Source organism: Companilactobacillus bobalius (assembly GCF_002179915.1).
In the GTDB taxonomy this organism is placed as follows: domain Bacteria; phylum Bacillota; class Bacilli; order Lactobacillales; family Lactobacillaceae; genus Companilactobacillus; species Companilactobacillus bobalius.
On sequence record NZ_MYFM01000011.1, the window covers coordinates 18,010 to 33,938 of the forward strand.

Genomic DNA, 15,929 nt, shown 5'->3' on the forward strand with positions numbered 1-15,929 from the left:
GATATTTGAGGAGGAAAGCTTATGTCAGTTATGAAAAGATTCATCATTGGTGTGATTGGCTCAGTACCGTTACTCATAAATATGTTTATGAGCTTTGGCGGCTCCATGTTGGGCGGAGAAAAATATGGTGTGTGGATTTTGTTCGCGTTTGGTTCATTAGTTTATTGGTTTGCGGGCTTGCCATTTTTGCATACTGCCATCGTTTCATTTAAAAACCATCACGCCAACATGGATACCCTAGTTGGATTAGGTACTACGATTGCGTACATTTATAGTATTTATGCCATGTTTACTAGACCCGCTGGTACGTATTTTGAAGCTGTGGCGGTTGTGATTACTTTAATACTATTAGGCTCCGTTTTTGAAGAAAAAATGAAGTCGTCAGCTTCATCGGCGGTTGATAAGCTGATGGATCTGCAAGCCAAAGAAGCGGAAGTCCTTCGCGATGGCGAATTTGTAAAACTTCCCATTGATCAGGTTGTCGAAGGTGATGTTGTTCGTGTTAAGCCGGGTGAAAAAGTGGCTGTTGATGGTGAGATTGTTGAAGGGCAATCTACACTTGATGAATCAATGGTTACGGGAGAATCAATGCCCGTCGAAAAGGGACCTGGTGACGCGGTTATCGGTGCAACCCTCAATAATACGGGATCATTTACTTTTAAAGTAACCAAAGTTGGTTCTGAAACAATGTTGTCGAATATTGCTGAAATGGTTCGTCAAGCACAGAACTCGCGGGCACCAATTCAAAAGACCGTTGATACCATTTCAAACATTTTTGTTCCGGTTGTTTTGATGATTGCTATTTTGACGTACGTTGTTTGGTATGCATTTTTAGGGGCTACTCCGGTTACCGCCTTGATCTTCGCCGTGTCAGTTATGATTATTGCTTGTCCATGTGCTCTGGGGATTGCTACTCCGACTGCATTGATGGTTGGGACGGGACGTTCCGCCAAGCTTGGTATTCTAATTAAAAATGGTGAAGTCTTAGAGGCTACTCACACGATTAAAACGGTTGTTATGGATAAAACTGGGACCGTTACTGTTGGTAAACCACAAGTAACGGATATCGTTTCAACTGGTAAATTTGAAGAAGCCGAGATTCTTAGCATTGCTTCCGGGCTTGAAGGTGCTTCAGAACATCCACTAGCCTTAGCCGTTTTAAATGAAGCAAAAGCCAAAAGTGTCGTGCCCTTACAAGCTGAAAACTTTGAAGCTATCAGTGGTAAAGGCGTCCAGGCCGTTATTGATGGAAAGCAAGCCTTTATCGGCAATGACAAATTAGCAGATGATTTTAATATGACAACTGATCTGAAAAATAAAATGACCAAACTTCAAGCGCAAGCAAAAACGGTGGTCTTGGTAGGCTACGATGGGCAAATTATTGCTTTAATTGGGATTCAAGATGCACCTAAACCAACTTCGAAGGCCGCAATCAAGGCAATGCAGAAAGCCGGTTTTCGGACAGTTATGTTAACGGGTGATAACAAACTGGTGGCAACGGCGATTGCTGAGGAAATTGGCATTGATGAAGTTATTGCCGATGTTATGCCTGGAGATAAAGCGCAACATATTAAGGAGTTAGAAGAAAAAGCGCCGGTTGCTTTTGTGGGTGATGGTATTAATGACGCGCCGGCGTTATCAACTGCAACCGTTGGGATTGCCATGGGTTCGGGTAGTGATATCGCAATTGAATCTGGTGATATTGTTCTCGTAAAAAATGATTTAATGGACGTGGTCACTGCGCTGGTTATGGCGCGTAAAACGTATAGCCGCATCTTGTTGAACTTATTCTGGGCCTTTATTTATAACGTGGTTGGGATTCCAATTGCTGCTGGTATTTTCTATGCGCTCGGGTTTATCCTTTCACCGGAACTAGCCGGTCTCGCGATGGCGCTTAGTTCCATTACGGTTGTTATCAGTTCGCTGTTACTTAATTATGTCAGGTTACCAAAAGAAAATAAGCTAGCGTCAAATTAAGGAGGATCGCGATCCCATGGAAAAAGTAATTGCCAAAATTGATGACATGCATTGTGAACATTGTCAGCATATTGTGGAGGATGCGCTCGAAGCAACTAATGGCGTGCAGTATGCCAATGTAACCTTGGAAAAAGATGAAGTCGTCATTGAATTTGATAAACATAAGTTACAGATAGCTGAAATAAGCGATGCGGTAGCTAATGCAGGTTATGATGTCCGTCTTTATACGGTAGTGGAAAAATAACACAAGTCATTTTCAAAGAGAGGTCCGCCGTGATCGGCGAGCCTTTTTTATTTAGACGAAAAGCAGGGGGAAAGCGTGAAAAATATATTACTGATAGATGATGAACCGCGAATGTTAGATCTATTACAGCTATATCTGGAGGGTGATAGCTATCATTGCGAGAAGGCAAATGATGGTGTAAAAGCAATTGAGCGATTGAGACATGAAAAGTTTGATCTAGTTCTATTAGATGTCATGATGCCCGTTATGGATGGCTGGGAAGTTTGTAAAAAAATCAGGGAATTTGATAATACGCCAATCATTATGTTGACCGCCCTAAATCAAAATAACGATATGATCTTTGGCTTGAAAAATGGTGCTGATGATTATATTACTAAACCGTTTGATGAGCATGTGTTAATGGCAAGAATTGAAGCACTAGTTCGGCGTACTGAGAAGATGGACATAATAAAATCAAATAATTTAACATTAGATCAGCGGACTCATCAACTGCGTATCGATCGGGCAGAACTCGAAATTACGCCAATTGAATTCAATATTTTAACGCTGTTTTTGAACAATAAAAATGACATTTTTAGTCGCAATCATTTAATTGAGCGTATTTGGGGATACAACGCTGAGGTTGATGATAGAACCGTCGACTCACATATCCGAAATTTACGAGAAAAGTTAAGAAACAATGGTTTTGCTGTGGATTCGATGCTGATTACCGTATATGGAGTTGGTTACAAATGGTTAGGATAAAAGCAGCTATTAATATTATGAAACAAAGGGTTAGCCATAAGATTTCGGTCAAAATAGGACTGTCATTTTTATTGATGGCGATTGCTATTGAAATGGGAATATTTATAAGCTTATTTCTTTTAGTTGTTAACACTTGGATCAATGAACAGGCCAGTAGTTTAGTCAAGCGTGGGGAGAACCATGCCCATGTTTTGACCAACGATTTCACTGCTCAAACAATAAAACATGTTGTTTTGACTGAAAAAGGGGATACTGATATGGCAATTATTGTCCAAAGTCCAGATGGTCAAACTTTGATGGCTTCACAAGTGGTGAATTCTAAAATGAAAAAGCATCTTGCAAAATTCACGAGTGCTAGTCAGGGTAAATCTGAGGTTTTACACTCTGACTGGATGAAAAAAAGTTATCTCGTATCAAAATCACCGATCATCAAAAAGGGCAAATTGCTTGGTAATGTTTATATGTTCTTATCTACTAAGCAGATTCAGAAAATGGTCTTTGATTTTTCTAGCGTGTTCATAGTTTTGGTTATATTAACGTTTTTGATAACTATTTTTGCAACCGCATCTATCGCAAAAAATTTAACCTTACCCATCAGAGCAATAACGTCTGAAACGAAAAAGATTGCCCAGGGAAACTTGTCCGTAGCATTATCGATAGATAGTCAGGATGAATTGGGGGACTTAGCTAATTCAATCGAAGACATGGCTAATAAACTCCGACACACGAAAAAGGAACGGAATGAGTTTTTTGCGGCCGTTACCCATGAATTGAGAACGCCGTTAACCTTTATAAAAGGCTATACGGACATCGCCAGTCGGGAATCAGTATCAGAAGGTGAACGGGTAAAATACCTGAGTATTATTCGTGATGAAAGTGCACGGTTGACTCATTTGATGGACGACATGATGACGTTAGTTCAATTTGAAGCACATAATTTTTCAATAAAAAAATCTTCGGTCCTTATCGCCAATTTAATGGACGACTTAATGAAAAAAGTAGCGGGAATCTTGAATCAAAAAAACATTCATTTGAATATTATCGGTTCACAACAATTTGAAGCAAAATTGGATTATGCTAGAATGCAACAAGTATTAATCAACCTAGTTATTAATGCTTATAAATATTCGCCTGATAACTCAACCATCAGTATTGATATCGAACAATCTCCAAAATCTTTTAGCATTCAAATTTCTGACGAGGGTGAGGGCATCGATGCAGCCGACTTACCATATATATTTGAACATTTTTATCGCGTTGATAAATCACGGACTAGAAAGACTGGTGGAGTTGGGCTAGGTTTAACGATCGTTCAGGATATTATTAAGCTCCATGATGGAAATATCTCGGTTAAAAGTAAGCAACATGGAGGCACGACTTTTACAATTGAGCTGCCCTATGACTAATTATAAATGTGCAGAACGGTGTAGATTAAATTTTAAATCTGCACAAGTTCTGCACATTGTTTTTTTACAATGGATTTACTAAGAAAGGAGAGGTGTTATGGATTTGGCTCTATCAAGTATTGATACAGTGGCGTTAAGGCTAGGGCCGCTGAGAATTCGCTGGTATGCCCTTATCATCGTAGCGGGGATGCTGATTGGAATCTGGTTAGCTTCTAAAGAGGCGCCACGAAGACATCTAACTACTGATGATATAACTGATTTTATGATATGGGCAGTGCCATTTAGTTTGATTGGTGTGCGAACCTACTACGTTCTTTTTGAATGGGGGTATTACAAGCAACATCCAAATGAAATAATTGCGCTTTGGGAAGGCGGCGGTGCGATTTATGGTGGCTTAATTGCCGGAACGATTGTGCTTTTAATCTTTAGTTACAGAAAAAAGATCAACCCTTTAGATTTATTGGATGTTGCTATCCCGGGAGTTTTACTAGGCCAATCTATTGGTAGATGGGGAAACTTCGTTAATCAAGAAGCTTACGGTGCAATAACAACTAATTTGAACTGGTTGCCAGAAGTGTTCCGGAAACAAATGTTTATATCTGGGTCTTATCGACAACCAACCTTCCTTTTTGAAAGTATGGGAACTTTATTAGGCTTCATTATTGTGATACTACTCAGGCACCGCATTAAAGGTCTTCTGCGAGGAGAAATTTTCGGGTTCTACTTAGTCTGGTATGGATTATTACGCTTCGTAATTGAAGGAATGCGGACCGACAGCTTGATGGTCGGATCAGTTCGAATCTCGCAACTACTTTCTTTAGGACTGTTCATAACGGGCCTGATCTTCATTCTTTATCGACGTTTTGGCGTGAGAAAAATCGATTTATACAATGGGGCAGCATTGCATGAAAATTAATCTTATAGTGAGGAGCGATTTAAATGATTCAATTTATTCAAAGTTATGGCGTAATAATAGCGCTCGTTCTAATGGGTGTAATGCACTTGGGGATGATGCGTGGTCATAAAAACACTGATGGCGAATCTGGTTCCATGGGATGCGAGATGGACCATAGTGATGCGAACCAAGATTCAGGTAAGGACGCATACGAAAATCTCAGACTAGAGAATGCAAAAATGAAACAAGAATTGGATAACTTAAAACACCGAGGAGTTAAATAAAATGTTACAACTAATTTCGACATTAGCCTATTATGCCCTGGTTCTGTTATGCCCGCTGATGATGCTTTTTATGATGAAAGGCATGCATGGTCAGGGAAAAAAAGAAGGTAAGGCTGAACATGACCATACTCAATCTGAAATTGAAAATTTAAAACAACAAAATGCAGAGTTGGCCAGAAGTTTAGACGACTTGAAGCAAAAAAACAAATTTTAAAAGTGATGATATTTATGAAAGATGTAAAACAACAATTATTAACTGGTGAACGCGCTTTGTTCAAAGCACATGATTTAAGAATTGAAAATTCGACGTTTGGAGACGGTGAGTCGCCCCTTAAAGAGAGTACTAATATTGAACTAGTACAAGCCATTTTTAAGTGGAAATATCCATTGTGGTATAGTGAGAAAGTGTTGGTTAATGACACCATTTTTGAAGAAATGGCCCGTTCGGGTATTTGGTACACCAGTGATATTCAAATTATGAACAGTACTTTTCAGGCACCAAAATCGTTTAGAAAATCCAACCAGATTAGATTAAAACATGTGCATTTTTCTAATGCAGATGAAACACTTTGGAATTGTAGTGACATTTACATGTCCACAGTGGAGGCCGCTGGTAACTATTTTTGTATGAATAGTCATAATATTATAGTTGATAAGCTTAGTTTGGTTGGTAATTATGGCTTTGACGGGGCTAAAAATGTTGAGATCCATGATTCAACTTTGATTACCAAGGATGCTTTCTGGAATTGTGAGAATGTCACGATTTATGATTCAAAAATTGTGGGAGAATATTTTGGCTGGAATTCTTCAAACATTAAACTAGTTAATTGCACAATTGAAAGTGATCAAGGATTCTGTTATATGGATAACATTACGCTTGAAAATTGTGTATTAGTAAATACTAATCTAGCGTTTGAATACTGCACGAATATCAATGCCGAAGTAAATTCAACGATTGAAAGTGTGAAGAATCCAATCAGTGGATACATTCATGCTAACCATATTCAGAAGGTCATTGCTGATGATGCTGATATTATTACCACGAATATTAAAATTAGTGATGGTCAGGAATAGCCGCTTTTACCGATTAAGTAGTTAACAGTGTGGGAAGCCAAGAAAAATATTTTTGTCGGCGTACTTAAAAGGACAGCAGGGGGAAACCTGCTGTCCTTTTAAGTATGCAATATTAAACTTTCAAATTTTAGATATTCATATGAAAATATGGTGGCAAATAGTTTCTTAGCTTTTTAAGTACGTAAGCAGTAAATAACAGACCGTGTTGATTTATGTTTTACAGATTATTTCCAATACAAAAAGAGTGTTCTAAACTTCTCGATTTTTGAGAAGTTTAGAACACTCTTTTCCTTTTTCAGTTTATGCGGCGAACGTCGTCGCCTGGGCCTCATTATTGTCTTTCCGTTGGCCCATATTTTGCTGTCTTCGATAATTCCATGGCAAATAAGCCTCCAACTCTTCCGATTTTGGAAATGCTGGCAGAATCGTTGAAGCTTTTAATAAATCCGTCAAATATTGACGCGGATCTATATGATTGGCCTTGGCGCTTTCAATAAACGTCATCCAAATAGCGGTTGCTTCAGCGCCTTGCGTACTTGTGCTGAACAACCAGTTTTTTCGCCCAATCACCAGACTCTTCATGTTACGCTCAGCCGCATTATTGCTCCAATCAATGGCACCATCATTGATAATCCGGTCGAGATACGGCCGCTGCTTTTGAGCATAGACGATGGCCTTGCCTAGACGAGACTGTGGTAAGACCTCGGTACGATCAATCAGACGCCAAAAGCGTTTGAGAACTTTTCTCAAGCGACTACGACGTCGCCGACGACGTACTCGTGGTGAATAGGCTTGCCATTCCCGTTCTAGGGCGAACATCTCGTCAATCAAGTGAAGCAGATTGTCAGCTCCCTTGATATGTGACTGAGATGCATCATAGAACTTACGCCGAACATGAGCCCAACAACCTGTGCGGTGAACGCTATTTCCAAGTAGGTTGTACCCACTATACCCATCACATTGTAAAACGCCTAGATATCCTTCATACAAGGATTGGGCAAAGACACCAGAACGTGTGGTACCATAAGCATAATAGACAATGGGATTTGGTTGTTTGATTGGTGTTCGCGCCACCCACATGTAAGACCTTGATGTCGCGGCTTTACCAGGTTCTCTCAGAACTTCGATTGGAGTTTCATCACCTTGCAGGTGATGAGCCGAGCACAAGTGCCAATGAATTTCCTCATAGAGGGGTAATAGCTGTTGAGCAGATTTGTTAACCCAATTAGCCAAGGTAGCTTCTGATGTCTGATAACCTAAACGACGAATCCCAGATAGTTGCCGATATAGCGGTACCCCCAAGACAAATTTATCATGTATAATTTCTGCCACTAGGGAGACCGAAGCCAAACTATGTGGGAACAAGGCCGGTGGCACCAATGGCTTGAACAAACCAGATGTTGCCGTATCATGAGCACATTGTTCACACTTATAAGTTTGCTCGTAGATTTTCTCCAGATATGCACGGGCAGGAATGAAATGAAATTCTTCTCGGACGTATCTTGTCCCAATCGGCTTGATGCCTGAATGTCCTGCTGGACATTTACCATCAGCTGTTTTAATGATGGTTACGCGTACTGGGACCTTTGAATCTACTTTTTCTCGCCGCGTCTTTTTCTTTGATTTCTTTGGCCGTACTTGATTTGACGCGGAGCTGCTTTGGTCTCCAGTTTGCTCTGGTTCGTTAAAAACACTATTTTCTTTCTCAAATAGTGACGTTTGATTAGGATTTAATACTTCGGATTTATGATCAAATAGTTTTCGCCTAAGATAGGCAATCTGTTCCTGAAGCCCCTTATTTTCTGCTTTGAGCTTGCGAATGATTTGATCCTTTTCTGATTCTGCCATGGGTGTCACCTCCTTGATGTAAGATTATTATCATTGAGTTTACCACTCATTTTCCAAACTAGAAAGCACTTTCAATGTCCTGGAGGGCAGACTTTATGAACCGTCGAATCTAACGCCCAACCACTCAATAAGCGAACAAGCTGACGCGGGTCCAATCTGCGAATTGCAAGCTGATTGGTCGGCCATTGTAGATGGCCATTTTCTAACCGTTTATATAATAGTAAGAAGCCGTCGCCATCCCAATAGAGGGCTTTGAAGCGGTCTTTGCGTGTACCACAAAAGAGATACAGTGCTTGCGAGTATGGATCCAAATCGTACTGCTCCTGGACGATACCCGCGAGTCCATCGATACCTTTTCGCAAATCAGTCTTACCACAAACTAGGTAGATTTGTTCGATTTTGCTGGTATCAATGATCATGTGGGAACACCGCCTTCATGACGGCATCGAGGATATACCCGTTGACATGGTTGTAAACAATAACTGATTTATTGCCATCAACTTTGATTTGTAGCGCTTTGACGGGTCCAGAAGCTGGGGCTTCTGTTGTCCGACCGACTTTCACTTGCACGATTTCTGGTTGTTCATCCATCAAAAACACCTCACCAATTTATTTGATGAGGTAATCATAATCCATATGGCGGCCACAGGAAATACGGTCGGTTATTTACTGCTTACTTTTAAATTAGGGCCTAGTACTTTTGGAATGGAAATACTTTCCAACACCAAAAATTCTAGACCCGATATTATTACCCTAAAAACGAGTACCCGGTAATACTGGGTACTCGTTTTTTTGATCCTTTGGATGATCAAGCAGGGACGCGCGGAAACTCATTTCGTAATGGTAAGTCAGCTAAATAATAGGTCATAATCAGTGAACCAAGGTCGGGACTATGCTACGATAAATTTAGATTGAATCAGCGAGGTGAGTGGATGGAGTGGCAACAATTATTAATGGAAAATACGGCGTTGATCAATGCACAGATTGTTCAGATTGGGCTGGAACGGGAAGGCCAGCGGGTAACGGTGACCGGTCATTTGGCGGATACGGCATTATCACCAACACTTATCATCGAGTTGTCCGGCCTGCAACGGGACTTTGCGGAGACACAGTTGGAGTTAGTCACCCAACCGCAAGCAAGTGCGGTTGCTGCGTTGCACGCCTTAACGATGCTCACACAACAAGTCCGGCAAAGGCTTCTGCCTGAACTGATTTGGCCGCTAAGCATGCTGCCCACACTTCCACGAGAAGACCGGGATATTCCAATTGCTAAGTTGGATGCGGCCGCTGTCGCCTATCGACAAGGACTTGCTCACCGCTATGGCCGACGACGTCAAATGTTGTCAGGTGTTCACTGTAATGTGAGCTTAGCGGCTAGTCTGATGATGGGATTGTATCAGGCCCAGACAGATAGTCGTGATTTCACTACCTTTCAAAATCGCTGTTACCTGCACATTGCGCAGAATTATTTGCACTATCGCTGGCTACTGACGTATCTTTATGGCTGCTCACCACGCTGCTGGCCACAGTCTGGTCTTACGCCACCAGCCCAGCCCGTTCGAAGCTTACGCAACAGTTCTAGCGGGTATACCAATCGGCCGGGTGTTACGGTCTCGTACGCGTCGTTAAATGACTATTGTCAAACACTGCAAGCGGCCGTTGATAATGGAAAATTAAGTGCGACCAAGGAATTTTACGGTCAGGTTCGATTGCGTCATGCCGGTGGTCATTCACAACTATGTCAGAATGGGATTCAATACTTGGAATTACGTAACTTAGACCTGAACCCATGGGCCGGTGCGGGCGTTGATCTGTCCCAACTGACCTGCTTAACGTGGTTCGTTTTACTGATGCTCTGGTTACCAGTGCCAGCTAGTACGGATAATTGGATTCAGGCGGGTCAGCGCGCCAACGAACAAGTTGCCATCGAAACCCCCATGCAAGTGACTCGACAGCTAACTGAAGGCGAACAACTAGCTGACGCGCTACAAACTATGGCTACCAGTTTACATCAACCACACGCGTTGCAAGTCGCCCAACATATCTTAACTAGTCTGCACGACCCGGCCAACACACTCGCGGCCCGCTGGGAACAACAAACAAACGATTCGCTCGAACGTGCAACCCAACTTGCACTCCAGCTGGCTGCGACACCACATTTTAATGCTTGAATATACTGAAATCGGCGTACACACGTGTTGGCACGTTAGGACGCACATCGGCGGACGAACAACAAACCAACTAATAAGGGTTCTGGTGCAAATTTTCCTCGCTGACTTGATTTTAGTATACTTGGTACCAAGAAACGAGGGATTGCGCGCATGAATCACTTTAAGGGACGCCACTTTCAAAAGGACATCATCTTAGTAGCCGTTGGCTACTACTTCAGATTTAATTTGAGTTATCGTGATGTCGTTGAGATTTTACGTGATCGTGGAATTACTGTTCATCATACAACGATTATGCGCTGGGTTCATCACTACGGACCAATCTTTCAGGTGTTGTGGCGTCGGCATAAACATTCAGCTTCTCAAAGTTGGCGAGTGGATGAGACTTACATCAAGGTTAAAGGTCAATGGTGCTATTTGTATCGCGCCATTGACAATCAGGGATTAACGCTAGACTTTGAGTTACGTAAACATCGTGATTATCAGTCCGCTTACCATTTCTTGAAACGATTATTTACGACCGATGGTCGTCCCCATTGTTTGGTAACTGACCAATATGGTGGAACTTTAAAAGCCATTAAGCAAGTGATTAAAGACGGCTTATTGGAGAAAGCAAATCACGAATGTTCCAAATATCGCAATAATCTAATTGAGCAAGACCATCGATTCATTAAAAGACATCGGGTTCGCTCAGCTGGTTTTCAAACCATCCGAACTGCCGCTAAAACTTTAGCCGGGGTTGAAGTTGTCTATGCGATTCGAAAAGAAACCCGAAGAAATGGTAGTTTCTTCGGGTTTTCAGTAACCGCTGAATTGAAGCAATTATTGATAGCGTAAGCTGTCAATATCCAAGAAAAGTTAGTTAATGTGCATTTGTTTTAAATTTTGCACCAGAACCCTTTTGAGTATCTTTTTGCTCTAGACTGTGTGACTGGGTTCTAGTGTGGGCATCATATAATTTTATTTTGTGATGTTGTTGATCAGTAAGGTATATATTTTGATTGATCAATGTTAATCCATGTTTAGGATCGCTTTTAATACGAAATACGACTTCTTTTGAGCCAAATGGACTATGGGTTTGTTGGCCATTAATCTGGACATTGTCTTTATTAATATTATAACCGTAGGCACTTCCATTGCTGTTGTTGTACTGAGTGAAAGCACCGCCGCTATAACTGGCAAAGGTGGGCTTTAATTTGCCATATAGGTAAAAAGTAGGTTTTCCATTTTCCATGGCGAAAAATGTATTGTAGATTTTGACATCTTGAATATGCAAGTCATCAAGCTGATTGCTCCAAAAGTTTAGTCCTAAAAACAATAAAATAGTTGCCAACAATAGGCCTAAATACTTTAAAATGCTGATACTTTTTCTGTAAAGAGTGCTTTTCATAATAATATCTTTTCTCAAAAGTTTATCTTGACCTAAGAGCTCGTCAATACTGATATCAAATATTTTACTGAGTAGTATTAATTTATCGATATCGGGATAACTTTTATTTAGTTCCCACTTAGAAGCTGTTTAGTATCTTTTAAGAAGTAGCCTGATAAAAGCTAACGAAACCATCATGAGACTAGTGTTGAGCTTACGCTCACAGTTACGCCATAAACGGTGATAATTTCCCAACCAACTAAATGAACGTTCAATGAGCCACCGTTGGGGGATAACCGAAAATTGGTGTAACTCATTTCTTTTAACGACGATTACCTTGGCTGACGTTAAACTGCTAATCTCATTAGCAAAATTTTGGCCGGTATAACCACTATCAACCATCATGGTTCGAACCAATTTAAACTGCTCTAAATTAAGGGTAACGAGTGCAATCGCCCCGTCACGATCAGTGATGTTAGCCCGGGTAATATGGATCGCTTGCGGGAAGCCATTGATGTCGACGGCTAAATGCCGTTTAATTCCCGAGATCTTCTTGCCACCATCGTAACCCTTATTTTCAGCGGTAGCGGTGTTCTTGATACTTTGGGCATCTAAAATGACGAACGAAGTTCGGGCTGATCGCCCTTGCCTTAATCGTCGATCAGCGACAATTTTTTTAAAACCTGAGTTAATAAAGCTGGTTTATCAGGGGTGGGGGCTTTCGACCAATTCATCCAATAGTAGTAAACAGTGGACCACTTTGGAAAATCAGCCGGCAAATCACGCCAAGTACAACCATTTTTAAGGACATAGAGCATGGCACAGAAGATATCATAAGGATCAATGTGTTTTGGATGAGTTCGTTTTCTTGAAGCTTCCAGATCCTGGCGGATCAAATCGAATTGTTGCCGAGAAATATCGCTTTGGTAATGATGACTAAAATGTTGCATATGATCACCAACTTTTTTGACAGTAGTTTATCAAATTATTGGGTCAAAATCAAAGATACTAAACAGCTTCTAAGGGCGTGTGGCATGCTTTATATTGTAGAATTCATATTTTCCTAAGAAGCGAGAAGCCCAGCATAGCGCTCTTCATTTTTGGTTTGATTGATTGTTTTTGATAAATTTGAATAAGTTAACCTCATCACGATTACTTTTGCCAGTACTATCATCAAAAAAGACAAAGACAAAATAGTGTGTCCCTTGGTGACATGTACTAGCCTTCTTCCATCCACTTAGCAAAATTTGGGGCTTTCGTTTTATCGTAATGGCCATCCTTAGCAACATCAACTGTTTCAGCTGGCACATCCTTAAGTAAATGATGCCAATCTACTTTAGTTGGCACTTTTGCGATAACAATTTCTTGATTATCATTAAGTGAAACAATGACTTCATCGCCTGAACTAATATTGAGCTTTTTACGAAATTCTGACGGTAGAACAAATTGGCCTTTCACGGAAAACCTTTTGGTAATTGTCTTATTTATCATAATTAAAGCCCTCCATAAAGTACCCTTGGGTCTTACTTCATTTAAGATTATATTGGATGAAAGATTTAAAAGTAAAGGGACTTAATTCGACGCTTTATGCAGTTGTTGACATTTTGATCACTGAAGATTTGCCTGGCTCCCCCCAAAAAAACAGTCTTGAACGATGAAGACGTTTGGTATAAACTAGCATTGACGTCTACATATGTAAACTTGCTGACACAATTAGGAGATGGGGATATTGAAGAAGAAAACAGCGTGGATCATCATTGGCGTGATTGTGGCGATTATCGTGGTGGGAAATGTCGGTTGGTTTGTCCATACCCAACAGCATTCACAGTCTTCCAGCTCAAATCGTAGCGGAATGATGGGCAGCTGGAGTGGATCTTCCGGTCATTCGATGATGGGTGGTAACTCATCCGGTCGCGCCCAGCGAAATTCGGATACGGATGTCCCACTCAAAACGGCGACCACTGCAGCGAAAAGATTGGCGGTACCGCCAATCTTAAAGCCGACCAAAAAATCGGGTGATTCGGTTTACTACACATTGAAGGCCGAGGCCGGCACCACAACCTTTAAACCAGGCGTTAAAACGAAGACGATGGGCTATGATGGATCGTACCTCGGACCGACAATTCGTGTCCGTCGGGGGCAAACTGTCCACACTAAGGTGGTTAATCAATTGAACCAACGGACTTCGCTGCACTGGCACGGTGCCCTGGTTCCTGGAAAGGCGGATGGTGGGCCGTTCGAACCAATTGCTGCGGGAAAGACCAAGCAAACCACGTTTAAGGTTGACCAGCAGGCAGCCACCTTGTGGTATCACCCCCACGCCATGGGTACCACCGCCAGTCAGGTATATCACGGCTTGGCGGGTTTCATGTTGGTGGACGACCAGAACAGCCAGAAGTTGAATCTCCCTAAAAAGTACGGTGTTGATGACTTTCCATTGGTCGTTCAGGATCGAACCTTTAGTAAGGCGGGTCAGTTCGACTATCAAGCCGACTACAACGCTGATGGCACCGAAGGCAATACGCTTCTGGTCAACGGGACGCTCAACCCATACATTAACGTAACCACCAATCAGGTGCGGCTGCGACTGCTCAATGGTTCAAATGCCCGCACCTATCATTTCACCTTAAATCATGGCGCCACGATACGCCAAATCGCGACCGATGGTGGATTCCTCAACCAGCCGGTGAAGATGAATCAGATTGATCTGGCACCGGGTCAGCGGGCAGAAGTGGTTGTCAATACCGCTAACGCAACTTCGAAGAACGTGGCTCTACGGACCAACGGGCAGCGGGTTCTGCAACTGCGACTACATTCCAAGCGAACCGGGAGCCGAACATTGCCAGTTAAATTGAATCACCTGACGCCCACCAAGCAGCTGAACCAATTTGGCTTGAAACACCAGACAATTAGTTTTAGCGGCATGGGGCGGATGGTTCGGATTAATGGTCGGGTTTACAATCCCGATCGAATTGACCTGACCGCCAAGCCGCACACCAATCAGATTTGGAACCTCACCAATAACGATTCGATGATGGGCGGCATGGATCATCCGTTTCATATTCACGGTGCCCAATTTCGAATTCTGTCCGTCAACGGTAAACGTCCCTCAGCAGCAGAATCTGGATTAATGGACGTTGTTAACTTGAAGCCTGGTAAGAAAGTCCGCGTTCTAATGAGCTTCCATGATCGTGGCATCTTTGTTTATCACTGTCATAATTTGGAACACGAGGAGAATGGGATGATGGGGCAGGTTAAGGTGGAATAGCGGGCTATTTCTTGTTCGGTCCGCCTTCAAGCCACTTTGATTGACCACCCAATCGTTCGAGACTAAACTGACTCCAAAAGTGAATCGAGGGGAAGGATCATGACAGACAAACCGTTAGTAACCATTTCAATTCCTGCATACAATCTGGGCAGTTACCTTGATAAAACGCTGACCAGCATCGCAAATCAAACCTATCAAAACGGTAGATTGTAAAATTAATCCGAACGCTGTTCGGACAAAAAAGATCAGCTTCCTTTAAAATGGTGTTTACCACAAACCCATCTTTTAGGAGCTGATCTTTTGTCTAGTATAACCTATTCCGAACGAATTAAAATCGAAACCTTTTGTGAACTAGGGCTGTCCAATATCCAAATGGGCGTTCGGCTGAACCGATCACCGTCAACAATTTCTTATGAATTATCTCGATGTCAACCTTATCAGGCTGAATTAGCACAAACAGATGCCGAATACAAGCGATCACGATGTGGTCGGAAAACTAAGCTGAGCGATGAGTTAAAGCAAAAAATTCTCAACCATTTACGTCTAAGCTGGTCACCAGGAATGATTGCTCACGAATTTAAACTAGCTACTAAGAACCTGTCTAGTATCTTTTAAGAACTATCTTCAGGAAGGCCAATACAACCATTTGAAG

At 41.8% G+C, this 15,929-nt stretch carries 18 protein-coding genes and 1 pseudogene; 13 read left to right on the forward strand and 6 right to left on the reverse strand.

The features are described from left to right. Nucleotides 1-21: 21 nt before the first annotated feature. The 8 genes from LKACC16343_RS13440 (at nt 22) to LKACC16343_RS13475 (ending at nt 6,624) form a co-directional block, all read left to right on the forward strand. Nucleotides 22-1,977 (forward strand): copper-translocating P-type ATPase, encoded by a 1,956-nt coding sequence (locus LKACC16343_RS13440; RefSeq protein ID WP_032811341.1) that lies wholly within the window; start codon nt 22-24, stop codon nt 1,975-1,977. Between the two features lie 16 nt (nt 1,978-1,993). After that, entirely contained in the window at nt 1,994-2,221 is a 228-nt protein-coding gene (locus LKACC16343_RS13445; RefSeq protein ID WP_033615028.1) for a heavy-metal-associated domain-containing protein, read from the forward strand. A gap of 75 nt (nt 2,222-2,296) precedes the next feature. After that, a complete protein-coding gene (locus tag LKACC16343_RS13450; RefSeq protein ID WP_082604466.1) occupies nt 2,297-2,965 on the forward strand; it encodes a response regulator transcription factor in 669 nt (222 codons plus the stop codon). Further along, nucleotides 2,953-4,371 carry a sensor histidine kinase gene (locus LKACC16343_RS13455; RefSeq protein ID WP_056950624.1) on the forward strand — a complete coding sequence of 473 codons (1,419 nt, stop codon included), beginning with the start codon at nt 2,953-2,955 and terminating at the stop codon, nt 4,369-4,371. Before LKACC16343_RS13450 ends, LKACC16343_RS13455 begins: the two co-directional genes overlap by 13 nt. A 97-nt stretch (nt 4,372-4,468) precedes the next feature. Further along, a complete protein-coding gene (gene lgt / locus LKACC16343_RS13460; RefSeq protein ID WP_033615027.1) occupies nt 4,469-5,287 on the forward strand; it encodes a prolipoprotein diacylglyceryl transferase in 819 nt (272 codons plus the stop codon). A gap of 86 nt (nt 5,288-5,373) precedes the next feature. After that, complete coding sequence (locus LKACC16343_RS13465; RefSeq protein WP_156638741.1) at nt 5,374-5,550, forward strand: hypothetical protein; 177 nt, start codon at nt 5,374-5,376, stop codon at nt 5,548-5,550. A 1-nt stretch (nt 5,551) separates the two neighbouring features. Next, nucleotides 5,552-5,764: a DUF2933 domain-containing protein gene (locus LKACC16343_RS13470; protein WP_039098575.1), complete on the forward strand. Its 213-nt coding sequence runs from the start codon at nt 5,552-5,554 to the stop codon at nt 5,762-5,764. Between the two features lie 14 nt (nt 5,765-5,778). Further along, nucleotides 5,779-6,624 (forward strand): DUF3737 family protein, encoded by an 846-nt coding sequence (locus LKACC16343_RS13475; protein WP_056950617.1) that lies wholly within the window; start codon nt 5,779-5,781, stop codon nt 6,622-6,624. A 300-nt stretch (nt 6,625-6,924) separates the two neighbouring features. Here LKACC16343_RS13475 and tnpC read toward each other — a convergent pair whose 3' ends face one another. The 3 genes from tnpC to LKACC16343_RS13490 form a co-directional block, all read right to left on the reverse strand. After that, the gene (gene tnpC / locus LKACC16343_RS13480; protein ID WP_056950614.1) at nt 6,925-8,472 is read right to left on the reverse strand and encodes an IS66 family transposase; all 1,548 of its coding nucleotides are present in this window, start codon (nt 8,470-8,472) and stop codon (nt 6,925-6,927) included. A 71-nt stretch (nt 8,473-8,543) separates the two neighbouring features. Beyond that, nucleotides 8,544-8,891 carry an IS66 family insertion sequence element accessory protein TnpB gene (gene tnpB, locus LKACC16343_RS13485; RefSeq protein ID WP_003646556.1) on the reverse strand — a complete coding sequence of 116 codons (348 nt, stop codon included), beginning with the start codon at nt 8,889-8,891 and terminating at the stop codon, nt 8,544-8,546. Continuing rightward, nucleotides 8,881-9,063, reverse strand: coding sequence for a hypothetical protein (locus tag LKACC16343_RS13490; protein ID WP_003646555.1), 183 nt, complete (start codon nt 9,061-9,063; stop codon nt 8,881-8,883). The genes tnpB and LKACC16343_RS13490 overlap by 11 nt, the downstream gene beginning before the upstream one ends. Before the next feature lie 341 nt (nt 9,064-9,404). Between LKACC16343_RS13490 and LKACC16343_RS13495 the strand changes: the two genes are divergently transcribed. Together LKACC16343_RS13495 and LKACC16343_RS13505 are read left to right on the forward strand one after the other, a co-directional pair. Beyond that, on the forward strand, nt 9,405-10,643 hold the full coding sequence (locus LKACC16343_RS13495; RefSeq protein WP_056950611.1) for a glutamate--cysteine ligase: 1,239 nt from the start codon (nt 9,405-9,407) through the stop codon (nt 10,641-10,643). 150 nt (nt 10,644-10,793) lie between these two features. After that, nucleotides 10,794-11,477, forward strand: coding sequence for an IS6 family transposase (locus LKACC16343_RS13505; protein WP_056950608.1), 684 nt, complete (start codon nt 10,794-10,796; stop codon nt 11,475-11,477). 25 nt (nt 11,478-11,502) lie between these two features. Here the strand turns inward: LKACC16343_RS13505 and LKACC16343_RS13510 are convergent, their stop codons facing one another. From LKACC16343_RS13510 to LKACC16343_RS13520, 3 genes are all read right to left on the reverse strand, one after another. After that, nucleotides 11,503-12,048: a hypothetical protein gene (locus LKACC16343_RS13510; protein WP_234032506.1), complete on the reverse strand. Its 546-nt coding sequence runs from the start codon at nt 12,046-12,048 to the stop codon at nt 11,503-11,505. 111 nt (nt 12,049-12,159) lie between these two features. Then, a protein-coding gene (locus LKACC16343_RS13515) for an IS5 family transposase (RefSeq protein ID WP_099046409.1) occupies nt 12,160-12,959 on the reverse strand; the annotation gives its coding sequence in 2 pieces (ribosomal slippage) (nt 12,160-12,671 and nt 12,671-12,959; 801 coding nt in all). 268 nt (nt 12,960-13,227) lie between these two features. Further along, nucleotides 13,228-13,500: an AbrB/MazE/SpoVT family DNA-binding domain-containing protein gene (locus LKACC16343_RS13520; protein WP_080475008.1), complete on the reverse strand. Its 273-nt coding sequence runs from the start codon at nt 13,498-13,500 to the stop codon at nt 13,228-13,230. 229 nt (nt 13,501-13,729) lie between these two features. On the opposite strand from LKACC16343_RS13520, the gene LKACC16343_RS13525 reads away from it, so the two are divergent. From LKACC16343_RS13525 to LKACC16343_RS13535, 3 genes and pseudogenes are all read left to right on the forward strand, one after another. Further along, nucleotides 13,730-15,277: a multicopper oxidase family protein gene (locus LKACC16343_RS13525; RefSeq protein WP_234032507.1), complete on the forward strand. Its 1,548-nt coding sequence runs from the start codon at nt 13,730-13,732 to the stop codon at nt 15,275-15,277. A 99-nt stretch (nt 15,278-15,376) separates the two neighbouring features. Beyond that, the gene (locus LKACC16343_RS13530; protein ID WP_231520302.1) at nt 15,377-15,490 is read left to right on the forward strand and encodes a glycosyltransferase; all 114 of its coding nucleotides are present in this window, start codon (nt 15,377-15,379) and stop codon (nt 15,488-15,490) included. Nucleotides 15,491-15,577: 87 nt separating this feature from the next. Then, nucleotides 15,578-15,877, forward strand: a pseudogene (locus LKACC16343_RS13535) (transposase); the annotation flags it as partial. Nucleotides 15,878-15,929 lie beyond the last annotated feature (52 nt).